Here is a 14,038-nt window from a genome sequence, read left to right as displayed (position 1 = left end):
CGTGACGCGCAGCCGCCGCCCCGGCCGATACCGCGCGCGGCGGTGACGGTGCCGCGGGCGACGCCTTTTACCGGCCTGGACCGCGCCGGAGCCGACGCCCTTGGCGACCGTCGCCGTGCCTTGGACCGCGCCCTTGACCGGCTGGGCAGCGCCCGCCGGCACGGCGAACGCGGCCATGGAAAGCGTGAGGAGGCCTGCGAGGCCCGAGAGAAGGGTGAGACGCATATCGTTCTCCTTCCATGTGTGCAGCGAAGGGGGTTCGCTTGGAAAGAAAACGGCGGAATTGGGGGAATTGTTCCGGGGGTGGGGGGTGGTGGTAGTGGGGGCACGGGCTTGAGGGTGGGATTGGTTTTTGGGGATTTAGAGTTTTCCCGCATCAAATCCTTGATTTATCAAGGTTTGCAACCCTAGGTTTCCGGCATGCCCGTGGTGTATCCGGACGCCTTTTTAGAGGTGCGTTATCAGGCGCCAAAGCCGCTGCCGCCGACGATCGGCCTTTGCGCCGGTTACGACGGCGGGGTGTGGCGAAGTGAGCAGCTCGCCGCGCACCTTTTCAATTGGCTGCCTTATGCGGCGCTGAGCCAGGAACACCAGCTCGCCTTTGGCTCCAACAACTTCGTAGATATGCTGCGAGTTGCGGCGGCCCATATCTACAAGACGAAGAGGACGGTCACACGCGGCGAGATCGGGGAGCTTATGCTCCATCTGGCTTGCATTCTTCACTGCAAGACTATTCCTGTCATGTGCAAATTGGTGCTTAAGACCTCGTCAAACGACACAGTAAAGGGATTCGACGGCGTGCATCTCCTGCCGAAGGATCCGTCATTCGATCTGTGGCTAGGTGAATCGAAATTCTACACCGATCCCCAGGAGGCAATCCGTGATGCGGTAAAATCGGTCAAGGAACACATTCTTCCGTCCTTCCTCAAGACCGAGAAGGCCATGGTCTTCGGCCACGTCGCCCCGGACATTCCACATCGCGAGGAAGTTCTCACGCTCTTCAAATCCCAAACGTCGGGCGACGAATTATTGAAGCGAGCGGTGTTTCCAGTGCTGATCGCCTATGAAAGCAAATCCGTAGCTGACCATGACATCGTTGCCGGACCTTATGTGGAGAGCCTCAAGAAAGAAGTCGAAGACTTGCGAGCTTATTTCAACGGCAAGGCCAATGGCATTACTCTTCGATTCGAGCTGCTTTTCGTGCCACTTGGCAAGAAGCAAGATGTAGTCGACCGTTTCGATAAGCTTCTGGAACCATTCCTATGAGCGAAATTGGTCTCTTGCGCAGCATCGGCCCGGACGAAGCGCTAACCTCCGGCCAAGTCTTCGACGTAATTTTTGAAGCAGGATCGGTACTCAGCGAAAGCGACCGCGAGGCTGAGGTGGCGCTAGAAATTGCAATCCGGCTCTTGGAGGCGCGCCGCAATGGTCAGGTGCCGAAGGACTGCATTCAGGCAGTGGAATTCCTTGCCGAGGAGTGCGGCCTCTATCCCTATATTGAGGCTGAGACCTTTGGCTTGCTCACGCAAACGGTTATCGAAGCTCATGCAGTCCAGCTCGACGAGAAGCTTTACCTGCATTCCAAGCAAATGCAGATCCTGCTTTGGCTTTTGGACGGCGACAGCGTAGTTCTGAGCGCCCCCACGAGTTTCGGAAAGAGCCTCTTGGTGGATGCGTTCCTCGCAAGAAAGCGTCCTCATACCGTCGTCGTAATTCTTCCCACTATCGCCTTAATCGACGAAACTCGGCGACGCTACGGAAGAAACTTCGGCGACTTCTATAAGGTCATCACCACAGTGGCCGACTCATACAACCCAGAGCAGCCAACAATTTTCGTTCTCACACAGGAGCGCTTCCTCCAACGCAAGGACGACTTGAAAATAGACCTACTGTTCGTGGATGAGTTCTACAAACTCGATCCCAGCCGGGGTGACACTCGATATGAGACTTTGAATCTTGCACTCTATCGCGCGCTGCCTGTGGCTAAGCAAAGCTTCATGGCTGGACCCCACATCCGCAACATCGAACTAGGCCCGAAGTGGTCTGGTAATTTCCGCTTCGTCCGTACCGACTATCGCACCGTTACCGTAAATGTTGTCGACAGGTCAGAGAGCCAGGAGCTTTTTGCAACTTTCCTTTCCGACCTGAACAACGTCGGCGACGAAAGCTCCCTTGTTTTCACTGCCACGCCCAATACTGCTCAGAGGCTAATGGACCAGCTAGTAGACTCCGGCATTGCCTACGAGTCTATCCTCGGTCCTCAGCTGGCCGCCTGGGTCGAACGAAACTACCATCCGGCTTGGCCGGTAGCCCGCGGCAACCAGCGTGGCATCGCAATTCATCACGGACGCCTGCCACGCTCACTGGGACAATTATTCGTCCATCTCTTCAATACTAACGAAATAAAGGTCCTTATCTGCACCTCAACGCTGATCGAAGGCGTGAACACCTCTGCGGCCAACGTCTTCATCTATGACAAGAAGATCAACCGCGCAGACTTTGACTTTTTTTCGTTCGCGAATATTCGAGGCCGCGTTGGTCGGATGATGCGGCACTTCATCGGAAACGTCTTTCTCTATCACCAACCACCGAAAGAGGTCGAAACGGACGTTCAGGTGCCCATCCTGAACGATCCTGGCTCATCGACGGATTTCCTCGTTATGAATGTCGCCCCCGGAGAGCTATCGACAGAGGGTCGGCAGCGTCAGGAAAACCTGCCGCTTGCCACAGGCCTCAGCGCTCACGTCCTCCGGGAACATGGGGCGCTGGGCGTTGAACTCCTGGCAGCTCTTCGCGATCGAATTGAGCAGGTGCTGAACGGGAACCCTGAGCTGCTGGTCTGGTCCGGATTTCCGGATAGGGACCAACGGAAAGCGATTGCAGAACTCGCGCTGATGGTCGCGCACAAACGCAACGAACCGACCGGCGTGCATTCCCCTGGGATGATTGGCTGGGCGTGGTCCCTGCTCGGAAGTATAAGGACCTTGCCAAAGTTCCTGCGCTTCTTCGCGGGAAAGTTTTTTACGGACGACCGCGCCGCCGGCGTGGACGCGGCGTTTCAGTTCCTCCAAGCGTGCGAATTCTCATTCCCACGAACATTGGCGGCTGTTGAGGCTATCGTTCTCGACCTTCAACCAGATTCAGAGGTTGCTTATGGCCCCTACATCGTGGGCCTTGAGACCTGGTTCAGGCCTCCCTGGATGAAGGAGTTGGACGAAGCCGGAATTCCACTTCCGTTGGCTGAGCGCCTTGCGCCTCACCTGAGTACGCCGAGCAGTCGGGCCGATGCGTTGAACCAGATTGCACGTCTCGACCTGCGCCAACTAGAGGGCTTCGACGAAGTAGATTATTTCATCGTATCCTTGGCTTTAAGATAGCTACAACCCCTTCGTGGCGGGCAATCCATGCCACTGGCGTCACCGCTTGCTGAGCCGTAACGGCGTGGATGCCCGGGTCAAGCCCGGGCATGACCCCCGGATCGAGTCCGGGGGCAGGCTCCGTGAAGTGGTGAGACGCCGGGCGTCAGTTGTCGAGGAACGAGCGCAGTTTGCGCGAGCGGCTCGGGTGCTTGACCCCCGGGTCAAGCCCGGGGGCTAAAGGCTTGCGCTAGTTGTCGAGAAAACTCCTGAGTTTTCTCGACCGAGAAGGATGTTTGAGTTTTCTGAGCGCTTTGGCCTCGATCTGGCGGATGCGTTCGCGGGTGACCGAGAACTGTTGGCCGACCTCTTCGAGGGTGTGGTCGGTGTTCATGCCGATGCCAAAGCGCATGCGGAGCACGCGCTCCTCGCGCGGCGTGAGCGAGGCCAGCACCCGCGTCGTCGTCTCGCGTAAGTTCGACTGGATCGCGGCGTCAATGGGGAGCACCGCGTTCTTGTCCTCGATGAAATCGCCGAGATATGAGTCCTCCTCGTCGCCGATCGGCGTCTCGAGGCTGATGGGCTCCTTGGCGATCTTGAGGACCTTGCGCACCTTCTCCAGCGGCATGGCCAATTTCTCGGCGAGCTCCTCCGGCGTCGGCTCGCGGCCGATCTCGTGCAGCATCTGGCGGGAAGTGCGCACGATCTTGTTGATGGTCTCGATCATGTGCACGGGGATGCGGATGGTGCGCGCCTGATCGGCAATCGAGCGGGTGATCGCCTGGCGGATCCACCAGGTGGCGTAGGTCGAGAACTTGTAGCCGCGGCGATATTCGAACTTATCGACGGCCTTCATGAGGCCGATATTCCCTTCCTGGATGAGGTCGAGGAACTGAAGCCCGCGGTTCGTGTATTTCTTGGCGATGGAGATCACGAGACGCAAATTGGCCTCGACCATCTCCTTCTTGGCCTGGCGCGCCTCGCGCTCGCCCTTCTGCACGATATGCACGATGCGGCGGAACTCGGAGATCTCGAGCCCCGTCTCGGCGGCGAGCTGCTGAATGGCGGAGCGGAGCTCCTTCACCATGCCGCGCTCGTCCTTGATGAAATCGGCCCAGCCCTTCTTCTTGAGGCGCCCGACCCGGCGCAGCCAGTTGGGGTCGAGCTCGTTGCTCTGATATTCGCCGAGGAAGTCCTCGCGCGCGACGCCATAGCCTTCGGCGAGGCGCAGCAGGCGGCCCTCATAGCCCATCAGCTTCTTGTTGATGTCGTAGAGGGTCTCGACCAGGGACTCGATACGGTTGGTGTTGAGCTGGAGCGACTTCACCTCGGTGACGATCTCGTCCTTCAGCACCTTGTAGCGCTTCTCCTGGGACGAGGAGAGCGTGTCGTTCTTGAGCGCGCGTTCGACCAGCTGGTCCTGAAGGCGGCGGAGCTTCTTGTAATTGGTGGCGACCAGATCGAAGGTCTCGAGCACTTGCGGCTTAAGCTCGGCCTCCATGGCGGCGAGCGAAAGCGAGTTCTCCAGATCGTCCTCGTCGTCCTCTTCTTCTTCCTCTTTCTCCTCGCCCTCCTCGGCCGCCTTCTCCTCTTCCTCCTCGGGCTCCTCGCCCGGCAGCGGCTGGGAGGGAACGACCTTGGCGTCGGGGCCCTGATAGGTGGCTTCGAGATCGATGATGTCGCGGAGCAGAATCTTGCCTTCGTTCAGCTCGTCGCGCCAGATGATGATGGCCTGGAAGGTGAGCGGGCTTTCGCAGAGCCCTGCGATCATGGCCTCGCGGCCGGCCTCGATGCGCTTGGCGATGGCGATCTCGCCCTCGCGGGACAGAAGCTCGACGGTGCCCATCTCGCGCAGATACATGCGCACGGGATCGTCGGTGCGCTCGGTGGGCTCCTTGGCGGCGGTCTCGGGCTTGGCGACGGCGGCCTGCGGCACCACGGCCTTGCCTTCGCCGTCGGCGCTCTCGGCCTCTTCGGCGTCGTCTGAGTCGATGACGTTGATGCCCATGTCCGACAGCATGGACATGGTGTCCTCGATCTGCTCGGAGGAGACTTCCTCGGAGGGCAGCACCTCGTTCAGCTCGTCATAGGTCACGAAGCCGCGGGCCTTCGCCGTCTTGATCAGCTTCTTGACGGCCGCGTCGGACATGTCGAGCACCGGTCCATCCTGGGACTGGGTCTCGGGCTCTTGCTCGTCGGCTTCAGCTGTCTTGGTTGCCATTCATATACTCCGGGGCTGTCCCTTGAAGGGCGCCGCTCTCATGGTCGGGAGAAAGGCAAGGCCCTCTCTCACTCTCTGTCACTATCTGCCTGGGGTGCCCAGCGACGGCACGTCCCAGAAGCGCTTAACGGGCGCACCCTTAACCGTCAATTAAGCATGGCCCCGGGGAATGCGAGAAAGCCTCGCGTTTTTCGCCCAATTCGGGGCCGAAATGCCTCCTGTTAGACCATCCAGCCTGCAATACAGTTCTCAGACTTATCGACGCGGGGCGTCACGGGCCCTTCGGTCGAACCTCCCTCGGGAGGGGCCAACCCGGCACGGCCGCACGCGACACCGTCCCCACGCGGCACTTGAAGCGACTGCAACGCGGCACGGACGCAACGCTTTTCCGCCATTTGCGGGGTTTTCACGCGGATGCCCGCGCTATGGGCATGACTTGGCGAGAGGCGCCCCCCCTGTCAAGGCCGCAAAGTCCGTGCCAGTAAGGTTTTTTCGTCCCCCTTCCTGCTCTGAAACAGCCTGCCCTAAGGGGTGCAAGTTCGGGGCCGGATTGGGGGTGGTGGTTCTAACGGGCAGAGCCAACCCCCCCTCACCCGCGCAATCTTTTTAGCGCTACCGCTTCGCACCTTGAGCGCATTTTTTCATGCGCTACCGCTTCGCTACTTGAGCGCTGGCCTACCAGTTGACGCGCATGCCGGCCTTGCCGCCGACGCCGGTCAAGTCGTCGCCGAAGGTGACGTCGAGTTTGGCGAACACGGCGGTGGTCTGGGAGAAGTTGAAGACATTCACGCCCGCCGAGACTCTCCCCAGACATCTTCGAGCTGGTCCTCGAAGCGGAAGGTGCGGCCTGTGGAGACCAGCGTCGCGGAATTGTCGTCGGTGAGATTGCCCCACAGGCTTCCCGTGACGAAGGGCTCCATGAGCGTGCCCTCCCAGGCGGCCATGGTGGTGCCGGCACGGAGACCCAAACGCCCGCGCACGTTCGCGTCGTCGTCGAAGCTGACGGTGTTGCCGCCGAGCGAGAAGCCGTCGATATCGGCCCAGGTGACTTCGAGGGTGGCGAGCGGCTCGAGGAAGGGGCCGCCTGAGAAGCTGCCAAAGCGGTAGCCGGTGTCGGTGCGCAAGCCCACCGTGTTCGCGTCGAGACTGGATGGGAAGCCCAGCGTGCTGGTCTCCAGCGAATAGAGATGCAAATTGGCCAGGGTGTCCACGAACAGCCCGCCATTGAGATAGGTGGCGTAGACGCCGACCTGGCCGCCGTCGAAATTGAAGTTGCGGGCGAGTGCGTCGTAATCGAGGTCGCCGTGCACGAGACCGCCGAGCAGGCCGAAGACGAGCGCGTCGCCTTGGGTCAGCGCATCCCGTTTTCCTAAGTCGACGCCGACCTGGAAGTCGAGGGTCTGCAGATCCCGGTCCATGTCGAACGTGTAGTCGCGGCCGTAAGCGGTGGTGCGCTCGGTGCCGTCGCGGTCGAGCCACGAGCCCGAGCCTCTGGCCCACACCGCCGGCGTCAGCGCGTAAGGTTCAGCCGCGCTCAAAGACTTGCCGCCGGGATCGTAAGCGGTCGGCGCAGGCCCGCCCGCCAAAAGCACGCGCAAGTCCGCGGTGCGGTCGAACCAGGTCGAGGCGCTCTGATGCCAAATGTCTTGGGCCGCCGTGACGAGCTGCGGCAGCAGGAACGCACCCGGGCCGGCAAAGCTTCTAAGGTCCCAATGACCCGAACCGGTCGGCGTGAAGAACAGATCGTAATTGAAGAAGCCGGTGTCGATGGACTCGTCCAGCTTGAAGGCGTCCGGGTTGGGCGTCGCCCCGGTCACGGTCACCACGCGCATGCCGGACGGGTTGAACACCCCGGGCCCGTAATTGGTGTTGACGACCGAAACCCTCGTCACGCCCGAGACGTCGCCTTCGATGGTGAAGGTGTCGGACCGCGATCCGGGTCCGCCGAGATGCGCGTCCACCGCGAGCCGCGAGCCCGAACCGGCGTCGAATTTGAGATCGGTGCCGCCCGGCGTGTTCGAGATGGTGAAACTGTCGCCCGGTCTGTTGTCGACCAAAGAGATGAGGCCAGAGTTCTCGAAGCGCTCCAGGTTAACGAAGCGCGTCGTCTCCGCGCGCGTGATGTCGTCCGCCGCGTGCACCGTGCCGCCCGCCTCGTTACGGAACAGATCGTTGGCGCCTCCTGGCCCGTAGGCATCGAAGTCGGAGGTCTGCCGCGCCTCGAACACGCCGCCTGCCTGGTTGATGAAACGGTCGTCGGCGTCGAGCAGCACGAAGCCGGTGATGGTGCCGGTGTTGAAGATGTCGACGGGGCCATAATAGCCAACGACGGCACGATTGTTCGACGCGCCGATATCGCCGGAATTGACGATCGTCGTGCTGCTGTAGGTGTTGTCGACAAAGATGCCGGCCGACCCGCCGAAGATCGAGCCGCCGGCATTGTTGATGAGGATCGGGCTGCTAGGGCCAAAGGAGACCACCGAAACGCCGACAGAGCTGGGACCGGCCGCTTTGATCGCCGCGGTGTTGGTAATCGTCACGGAGTTGTTGGCGCCGAAGGTAACCACATCGATGCCGTAAGCGGAGAAGCCGCAAGGACAGAACTCTTGCGAGGTGACGGTGATGTCGCCGTGATTCGCGATCTTGACGGGACTGTTCGCGTAAACCGTCCGGGCCGTAATGCCGATAGCGTCATATTGCGCGTTGACGTCGATGCTTGCGCGATTCTCGACGCTCACAGGACTGTTCGTCCCGCCGGAGACGGCGGAGATGCCAGAACCCGAATATTGACCGGCGACCGCGATCGAGCCGCTATTTAGGATGCGAATGGGGCTGTCGTCATAGTGGGTGTAGGCGTAGATGCCGTAAGCGCGGCCGATGTTCGTGGTCACGGCCACGTCGCCGTTGTTTTCGATTTTGATCGCGCCGCTATCGGCGTCCGCCTTGGCGAACACTCCAAAGCCATCGTAGTCGGCGGTGACGCCTAATTTTCCGCTGTTGGTGATCGTAATCCGGCTGTCGTCGCTGACCGTGTAGGCGTAGAGGCCATAACCGTTGTTGCCGGCACGGACTGTGACGGTGCCGCTGTTCCGTATGATGACGGGGCTTTCGTCGAGTTCGCTATATCCCGAGATGCCGAAGGCGCTATTGTCGGACGTCGCGGATATCTTGGCGCGGTTGTCGATTGAGATGGCATTTCCGGTCGCGGCGCTCTCACCGCGGATGCCGGTCGCCCTATTCGCGCCATTCACCGCGATCGCGCCGCTGTTCAGTATGGTGACGCCGCCGTAATTGCCCTCGTTCGACCCGTAAATCCCGGTGGCGCTCTCGGTGGGGCTGGTGACGGTGATGGCGCCGCTATTGGTGATGTTGATCGGGCTGTAGCCGCCAAACTCTCTGGCGTAGATCCCGTAATTGCGGAAGCTGCTGCCGGGGGCTGTGACGCTGATGTCGCCGCTGTTCACGATGGTGATGGCGCTGTCGTAGTCGTTGACGAAGGCGCTGATGCCGCGGGTGCCAGCGAAGATATCGCCGCGATTGGTGATGTGGATGGTGCTGTTCTCGCCGTCGGTCTCGGTGCGTATGCCGATGTCCGAGGCGGTCAGCGTGCCGATGGTATCGAGCTTGATATATTCGACGTCGGCATCGGTCTCGAGCTCGATGGCGCTGCCGGTGCCGGCGCCGGTATCCCCGTCGCGATCTTCGGTGTTGACGCAATCGATGGCGTCGCCGGGATTGATCAGGATGATCGGATCGGGTCCCGTCCCCACGAAAGCGCCGCAAGTCTCCACGGCGCTGGCCGGCATAGGCGCCACGAGACAGCCGAGGAGGAGGGTGGTGGCGAGCGCGGTGCCGGTGAGCAGGGCCGCGCGGCGATGGCTTTGCGGCCGAGACGCGATCGCGGGAAGCGGTCCTGTGAAAGACCTCGAGACGCACGCATGCGGACGCTGTCGACGATGACGCTTCTGGCTCACCGATCCACCCCCAGGGAAGCCCCGGCGCGCCGCCCCGCACACGTGCTTTCGCCAAACATAGGGCGCACACGGATTGGAGTCTGTTGCGCAGCCGCCACAGCACACGTTTATGTTGCGTCACAAATGGCGTGGCGTTTGCCCGGGAACCCGTCAGGCCCCTTTGCCGGCCAGGTGATCGCCGAGCCTGAGGCCCCAGGCATAGATGGTGAGCGACGGGTTGACCCGGCTCGCGCGCGGCAGCGGGCTGCCGTCGCCCACATAGAGATTCTCCATGCCATGCACCTTGCCGTGCGGGTCGACCACCGAAGCCTTCGGATCGTCGCCAGTCACCATGCTGCCGAGCGCATGGGCCGTGCCGCCCATGCCCATATATTTGTCGAAGCCGACCAGCCCCGCGCCCAGCAGGCGCTTGAGCCAATCGTCGATCAGGGCTTTGTGCTCTTTCACCGCCTGCGGGATGCGGGCGAGACTGTAATCCATGATGGGCTTGCCGCCCGGCCCGCCCGAGATGATGCGGTTCTTGGGGCTCGAGGCATCCTCCGTCGTCGCCCAGAAGCCGATCGCGCGTTTGCCCAGCAGCTTGCCCATGAAGTTCGGCATCTCCGGCGGCGCTTGGGTCGCCAGCACCTCACCGTCGATCCACCCCAGGCACTGCATCGAGGAATGCGGGAACTTGTCGTTGTAGAGCACCGCCGTCTTGCGCAGCACGTCGTGATCGGTGAAGGGCGAGAAGCCGAGCACCGCGGAGTTGATGTGCATCTTGAAATTGGCGCCGACCAGATTGCCGCACGGCAATGTGAGCCCGCTCGCATCGAGATGATCTTCGAGAATGCGCGGCGACGTCATGGCGCCGGCGGCGAGCACGATCGTATCTGCCTCGTAGGTCGAGCCGTCGTCGCATTTGACGCCGATGATCGTGCTGGGATCGCCCGGCGCGCGATGAGCTCAGCCACGGGCGTGCCGGCAAGAAGCGTGAAATTCGGCTTGTCCCGAATGTGGTCGATCAGGTTGCGCTCCGAATCCGACTTCAAGCCAGACGGCGACGCGAAGCCGTCGAAGTGCTTCGCCTCCTCGGGATGATTGACGATGTCGTGCGACAGGCCGAGCGGCAGCGGATGAAGCTTCCAGCCCGGCTCGGCGGTGGTGATCTTGTCGAGCAGCGCTTGAAGCTGAGGCTCGTTCTGGAAAGTGGTGATCCTCAGAAGCTCCGTGGCCTCGTCGTAATACGGCTTCAGTTCCTCGTAGCCGAAAGGCCAGCCGAGCAGGCCGTAGTCCGGGTCCGCCTCGAACTCGACCGGCCGGAAGCGGAACAGCGCCGCGCCGTACCACTTCGTCTTACCGCCCACATTGTAGAATTCGCCGGGAACGAAATCCTTGCCCTTGCTGTCGAGCCAGACAGATGGTTCTTGAGACCCCGTCGACGAACACCTCGCGCACTTCGAGAGTGGAGCGGTCCCGCGGCAGGAACGGTCCCTTTTCGATCAGGAGAACGCGCTTGCCGGCATTGGCGAGCTTGTAAGCGACACTGCCGCCGCCCGCGCCGCTGCCGATTACGATCACGTCATGCTGCGCCGCCATGATGTGCTCCCTGTACTGACGACCTGAAGTCGTTGTTGAGGCTCATTGGATCGTCGAAGTTAGGACGATAGCAAGGTTGCCGATGCTATCCCCTATGTCTAGGCTTAACCTGCGTTCAGGCCGTCAACATGAGTCGTTACGCTCAACGTTAGTGGAATATGAAAATCGTCCACGCGATGGAGATCAGCTTATGTCTTTGAAGAACAAGGTTGCCATCGTGACCGGCGGCAATACCGGTATTGGCCAGGCGATCGTCCTCGAACTGGCCAAGCAAGGCGCCAATATCGTCATCGACTACGTGGCCCATCCCGAGGCGACGGAAGCTTTAGAGCGCGAAGTCGCAGGTCTCGGCGACCAGTGCATCGGCGTCGACGCCGATGTGAGCAAGCTCGCCGACCTCCAGAAGCTGGTCGATGCGGCGGTCAGCAAGTTCGGCCATTTGGACGTGATGGTGAACAATGCCGGCATCGAGACGCGCACCTCGGTTCTCGACACCACGGAAGATCAGTACGACGCCGTGATGAACATTAATCTCAAGAGCGCCTTTTTCGGCACGCAGCTCGCGGCCCAGCAAATGATCAAGCAGGGCAAAGGCGGCCGGATCGTCAACGTGACCTCCGTCCACGAAGACTGGCCGATGCCCGGCAACACGGCCTACTGCCTCTCCAAAGGCGGCATGCGGATGCTGACACGCACCGCGGGCGCGAGCTTGCACCGCACAACATCCTCATCGTGGGGGTGGGTCCGGGCGCCGTCGCGACGCCGATCAACACCAGCACCATGGATAACCCCGCTTTGCTCAAGAAGCTCGACTCGGCGATTCCCCTCGGGCGCATGGCGCAGCCGCAAGAGATCGCCAGCGTGGTGGCGTTCCTCGCCGGCGACGGTGCGAGCTACCTCACGGCCACGACCATTATCGCTGACGGCGGGCTCATGCAGAGCAGCCCCGGTCTCTAAGCCGGTCCGTCATGACGCTCCCCATCGAAGACTATGCCATGATCGGCGACTGCGAGACCGCAGCACTCGTCGGGCGCAACGGCTCCATCAACTGGATGTGCCTGCCGCGTTTCGATTCCGAGGCTTGCTTCGCGGCGATTCTCGGCGATCACGACAATGGCCGCTGGCTGATCGCGCCGGTGGATCAAACAGCCAAGGTCACGCGCCGCTACCGACCCGACACGCTCATTCTCGAAACGCGCTTCGAGACGGAGACCGGCGCCGCCACGCTCATAGACTTTATGTATCCTTGCGATAAGCACCCGCACCTCGTCCGGCTCGTGGTCGGCGAGAAAGGGTCGGTCGAGTTCGAGACCGAGTTCGTGGTGCGCTTCGGCTACGGCCTGGAGGTGCCTTGGGTCACCATGCTGCCGGACAAGCGTCTGCGCGCCGTGGCCGGCCCCAACAAGCTCGTCCTCCAGTCGACCATCGAACTGCGCGGCGAGAATCTGAGGACCAAGGGCGAGTTCACCGTGAAGGCGGGCGAGACCCAATCCTTCGCGCTGTCTTATGCGGAATCGTTCGTGCCCGATCCTCCCCTGGTCGACGTCGAAAGTCTGCTCGACGATACCGAGGCGTTTTGGAAGGACTGGTCTTCCGATTGCAACATGACCGGCCCCTACGCCGACATCGTCAAGCGCTCGCTGATCACGCTGAAGGCCATGACCTACGCGCCGACGGGCGGCGTGGTCGCCGCGGTGACCACCTCCCTGCCCGAACAGTTCGGCGGTCCGCGCAACTGGGACTACCGCTATTGCTGGGTGCGCGACGCGACGCTCACCCTGCTCGCACTCATGAACACCGGCTATTTCGACGAAGCGCGCGCCTGGCGCGAATGGTTGTTGCGCGCGGTCGCCGGCAGCCCCGAGCAGATGCAGATCATGTACGGCATCGCCGGGGAGCGCAGACTCTACGAGGTCGAGCTTCCCTGGCTTCCCGGCTACGAGAAGTCCGCGCCGGTGCGTGTCGGCAACGCCGCGCATCAGCAGACGCAGCTCGACGTCTACGGCGAGCTGCTCGACGCCCTCCACCAGGCGCGCAAGGGCGGGCTTGCACCCGAAGAGTCCGGATGGGAGCTGCAGCTCGCGATCGTCAAGCATCTCGAGGATGCCTGGCAGAATCCCGATGAAGGCATCTGGGAGGTGCGCAGCGGCCCCGAGAACTTCGTCTATTCGAAAGTCATGGCCTGGGTCGCGTTCGACCGCTCGATCAAGAGCGCGGAGCGCTTCAAGCTCGACTGTCCCCTCAAGGGCTGGCGAGAAATCAGAGAGACCATCCATAAAGAAGTCTGCGAGAAGGGCTTCGACAAGGAGCTCAACAGCTTCGTCCGGTCCTACGGTTCGAAGCAGGTTGATGCGAGCCTGCTGCTGATCCCCACTGTCGGGTTCCTGCCGGGCGACGATCCGCGCGTGGCCGGCACCGTGGCGCAGATCGAGAAGACGCTCATGAAGGACGGTCTCGTGCAGCGCTACGACACCTCGAAGGCGAGTGACGGGCTGCCCCCGGGCGAGGGTATGTTCCTGGCCTGCAGCTTCTGGCTGGTCGATGCCTATCTGATGCTTGGCCGTAAGGATGACGCGGTGAAGCTGTTCGAGAAGCTGCTCTCGTTGCGCAACGATGTGGGCCTCTTGAGCGAGGAGTACGACACCTCCGCCAAGCGGCTCTGCGGCAACTTCCCGCAAGCCTTCTCGCACCTGGCCCTCGTCAACAGCGCCTCCAATCTCGGCCGCGACGGCAGGCCGGTCGAGCAGCGCTGCGACGCCGAGGACGCCGCGAAATTGGCAAAGCCCGCGGTTCCTCCGCCGGCGGCGCATTAGCCGGCGCCGCCGATGACCGACCCAAGCCCTCGCCCCGAACCGGCCCATCGCGTGAGGCCTTGGGCGAAGGGCGCATTGGGCGGAAGTCTAATATTG

The 14,038-nt window shown here is 61.7% G+C and carries 10 protein-coding genes and 1 pseudogene; 4 read left to right on the top strand and 7 right to left on the bottom strand.

Annotation, left to right across the window (positions count from 1 at the left end; genetic code table 11):
- Nucleotides 1-225 (bottom strand): hypothetical protein (locus tag AUC71_RS00315; protein WP_141701342.1); only part of this gene is annotated, 225 nt, incomplete at its 3' end.
- 195 nt (nucleotides 226-420) lie between these two features.
- Here AUC71_RS00315 and AUC71_RS00310 point away from each other — a divergent pair.
- A complete protein-coding gene (locus AUC71_RS00310; RefSeq protein WP_069622652.1) occupies nucleotides 421-1,266 on the top strand; it encodes a HamA C-terminal domain-containing protein in 846 nt (281 codons plus the stop codon).
- Nucleotides 1,263-3,377 (top strand): DEAD/DEAH box helicase, encoded by a 2,115-nt coding sequence (locus AUC71_RS00305; RefSeq protein WP_069622651.1) that lies wholly within the window; start codon nucleotides 1,263-1,265, stop codon nucleotides 3,375-3,377. The genes AUC71_RS00310 and AUC71_RS00305 overlap by 4 nt, the downstream gene beginning before the upstream one ends.
- Before the next feature lie 229 nt (nucleotides 3,378-3,606).
- On the opposite strand, the gene rpoD is transcribed toward AUC71_RS00305, so the two are convergent.
- From rpoD to AUC71_RS20530, 6 genes are all read right to left on the bottom strand, one after another.
- On the bottom strand, nucleotides 3,607-5,577 hold the full coding sequence (gene rpoD / locus AUC71_RS00300; protein WP_069622650.1) for an RNA polymerase sigma factor RpoD: 1,971 nt from the start codon (nucleotides 5,575-5,577) through the stop codon (nucleotides 3,607-3,609).
- A 785-nt stretch (nucleotides 5,578-6,362) separates the two neighbouring features.
- Nucleotides 6,363-9,551: an autotransporter domain-containing protein gene (locus AUC71_RS00295; RefSeq protein WP_141701341.1), complete on the bottom strand. Its 3,189-nt coding sequence runs from the start codon at nucleotides 9,549-9,551 to the stop codon at nucleotides 6,363-6,365.
- Between the two features lie 150 nt (nucleotides 9,552-9,701).
- Entirely contained in the window at nucleotides 9,702-10,415 is a 714-nt protein-coding gene (locus AUC71_RS00290) for a GMC oxidoreductase (protein ID WP_069622648.1), read from the bottom strand.
- Entirely contained in the window at nucleotides 10,394-10,897 is a 504-nt protein-coding gene (locus AUC71_RS00285; RefSeq protein WP_069622647.1) for a Rossmann-fold NAD(P)-binding domain-containing protein, read from the bottom strand. Before AUC71_RS00285 ends, AUC71_RS00290 begins: the two co-directional genes overlap by 22 nt.
- On the bottom strand, nucleotides 10,887-11,129 hold the full coding sequence (locus AUC71_RS00280; protein WP_069622646.1) for an FAD-dependent oxidoreductase: 243 nt from the start codon (nucleotides 11,127-11,129) through the stop codon (nucleotides 10,887-10,889). Before AUC71_RS00280 ends, AUC71_RS00285 begins: the two co-directional genes overlap by 11 nt.
- Nucleotides 11,130-11,277: 148 nt before the next feature.
- Nucleotides 11,278-11,436 carry a hypothetical protein gene (locus tag AUC71_RS20530; protein WP_244500722.1) on the bottom strand — a complete coding sequence of 53 codons (159 nt, stop codon included), beginning with the start codon at nucleotides 11,434-11,436 and terminating at the stop codon, nucleotides 11,278-11,280.
- Between AUC71_RS20530 and AUC71_RS22455 the strand changes: the two are divergent.
- Nucleotides 11,368-12,086, top strand: a pseudogene (locus tag AUC71_RS22455) (SDR family NAD(P)-dependent oxidoreductase). The gene AUC71_RS20530 and the pseudogene AUC71_RS22455 overlap by 69 nt on opposite strands.
- An 11-nt stretch (nucleotides 12,087-12,097) precedes the next feature.
- Nucleotides 12,098-13,942: a glycoside hydrolase family 15 protein gene (locus AUC71_RS00270; RefSeq protein WP_069622645.1), complete on the top strand. Its 1,845-nt coding sequence runs from the start codon at nucleotides 12,098-12,100 to the stop codon at nucleotides 13,940-13,942.
- The last annotated feature ends 96 nt before the right edge of the window (nucleotides 13,943-14,038 follow it).

This window comes from Methyloceanibacter marginalis (assembly GCF_001723295.1).
Classification (GTDB): Bacteria; Pseudomonadota; Alphaproteobacteria; order Rhizobiales; family Methyloligellaceae; genus Methyloceanibacter; species Methyloceanibacter marginalis.
This window is presented reverse-complemented; position numbering and strand designations above follow the sequence as displayed.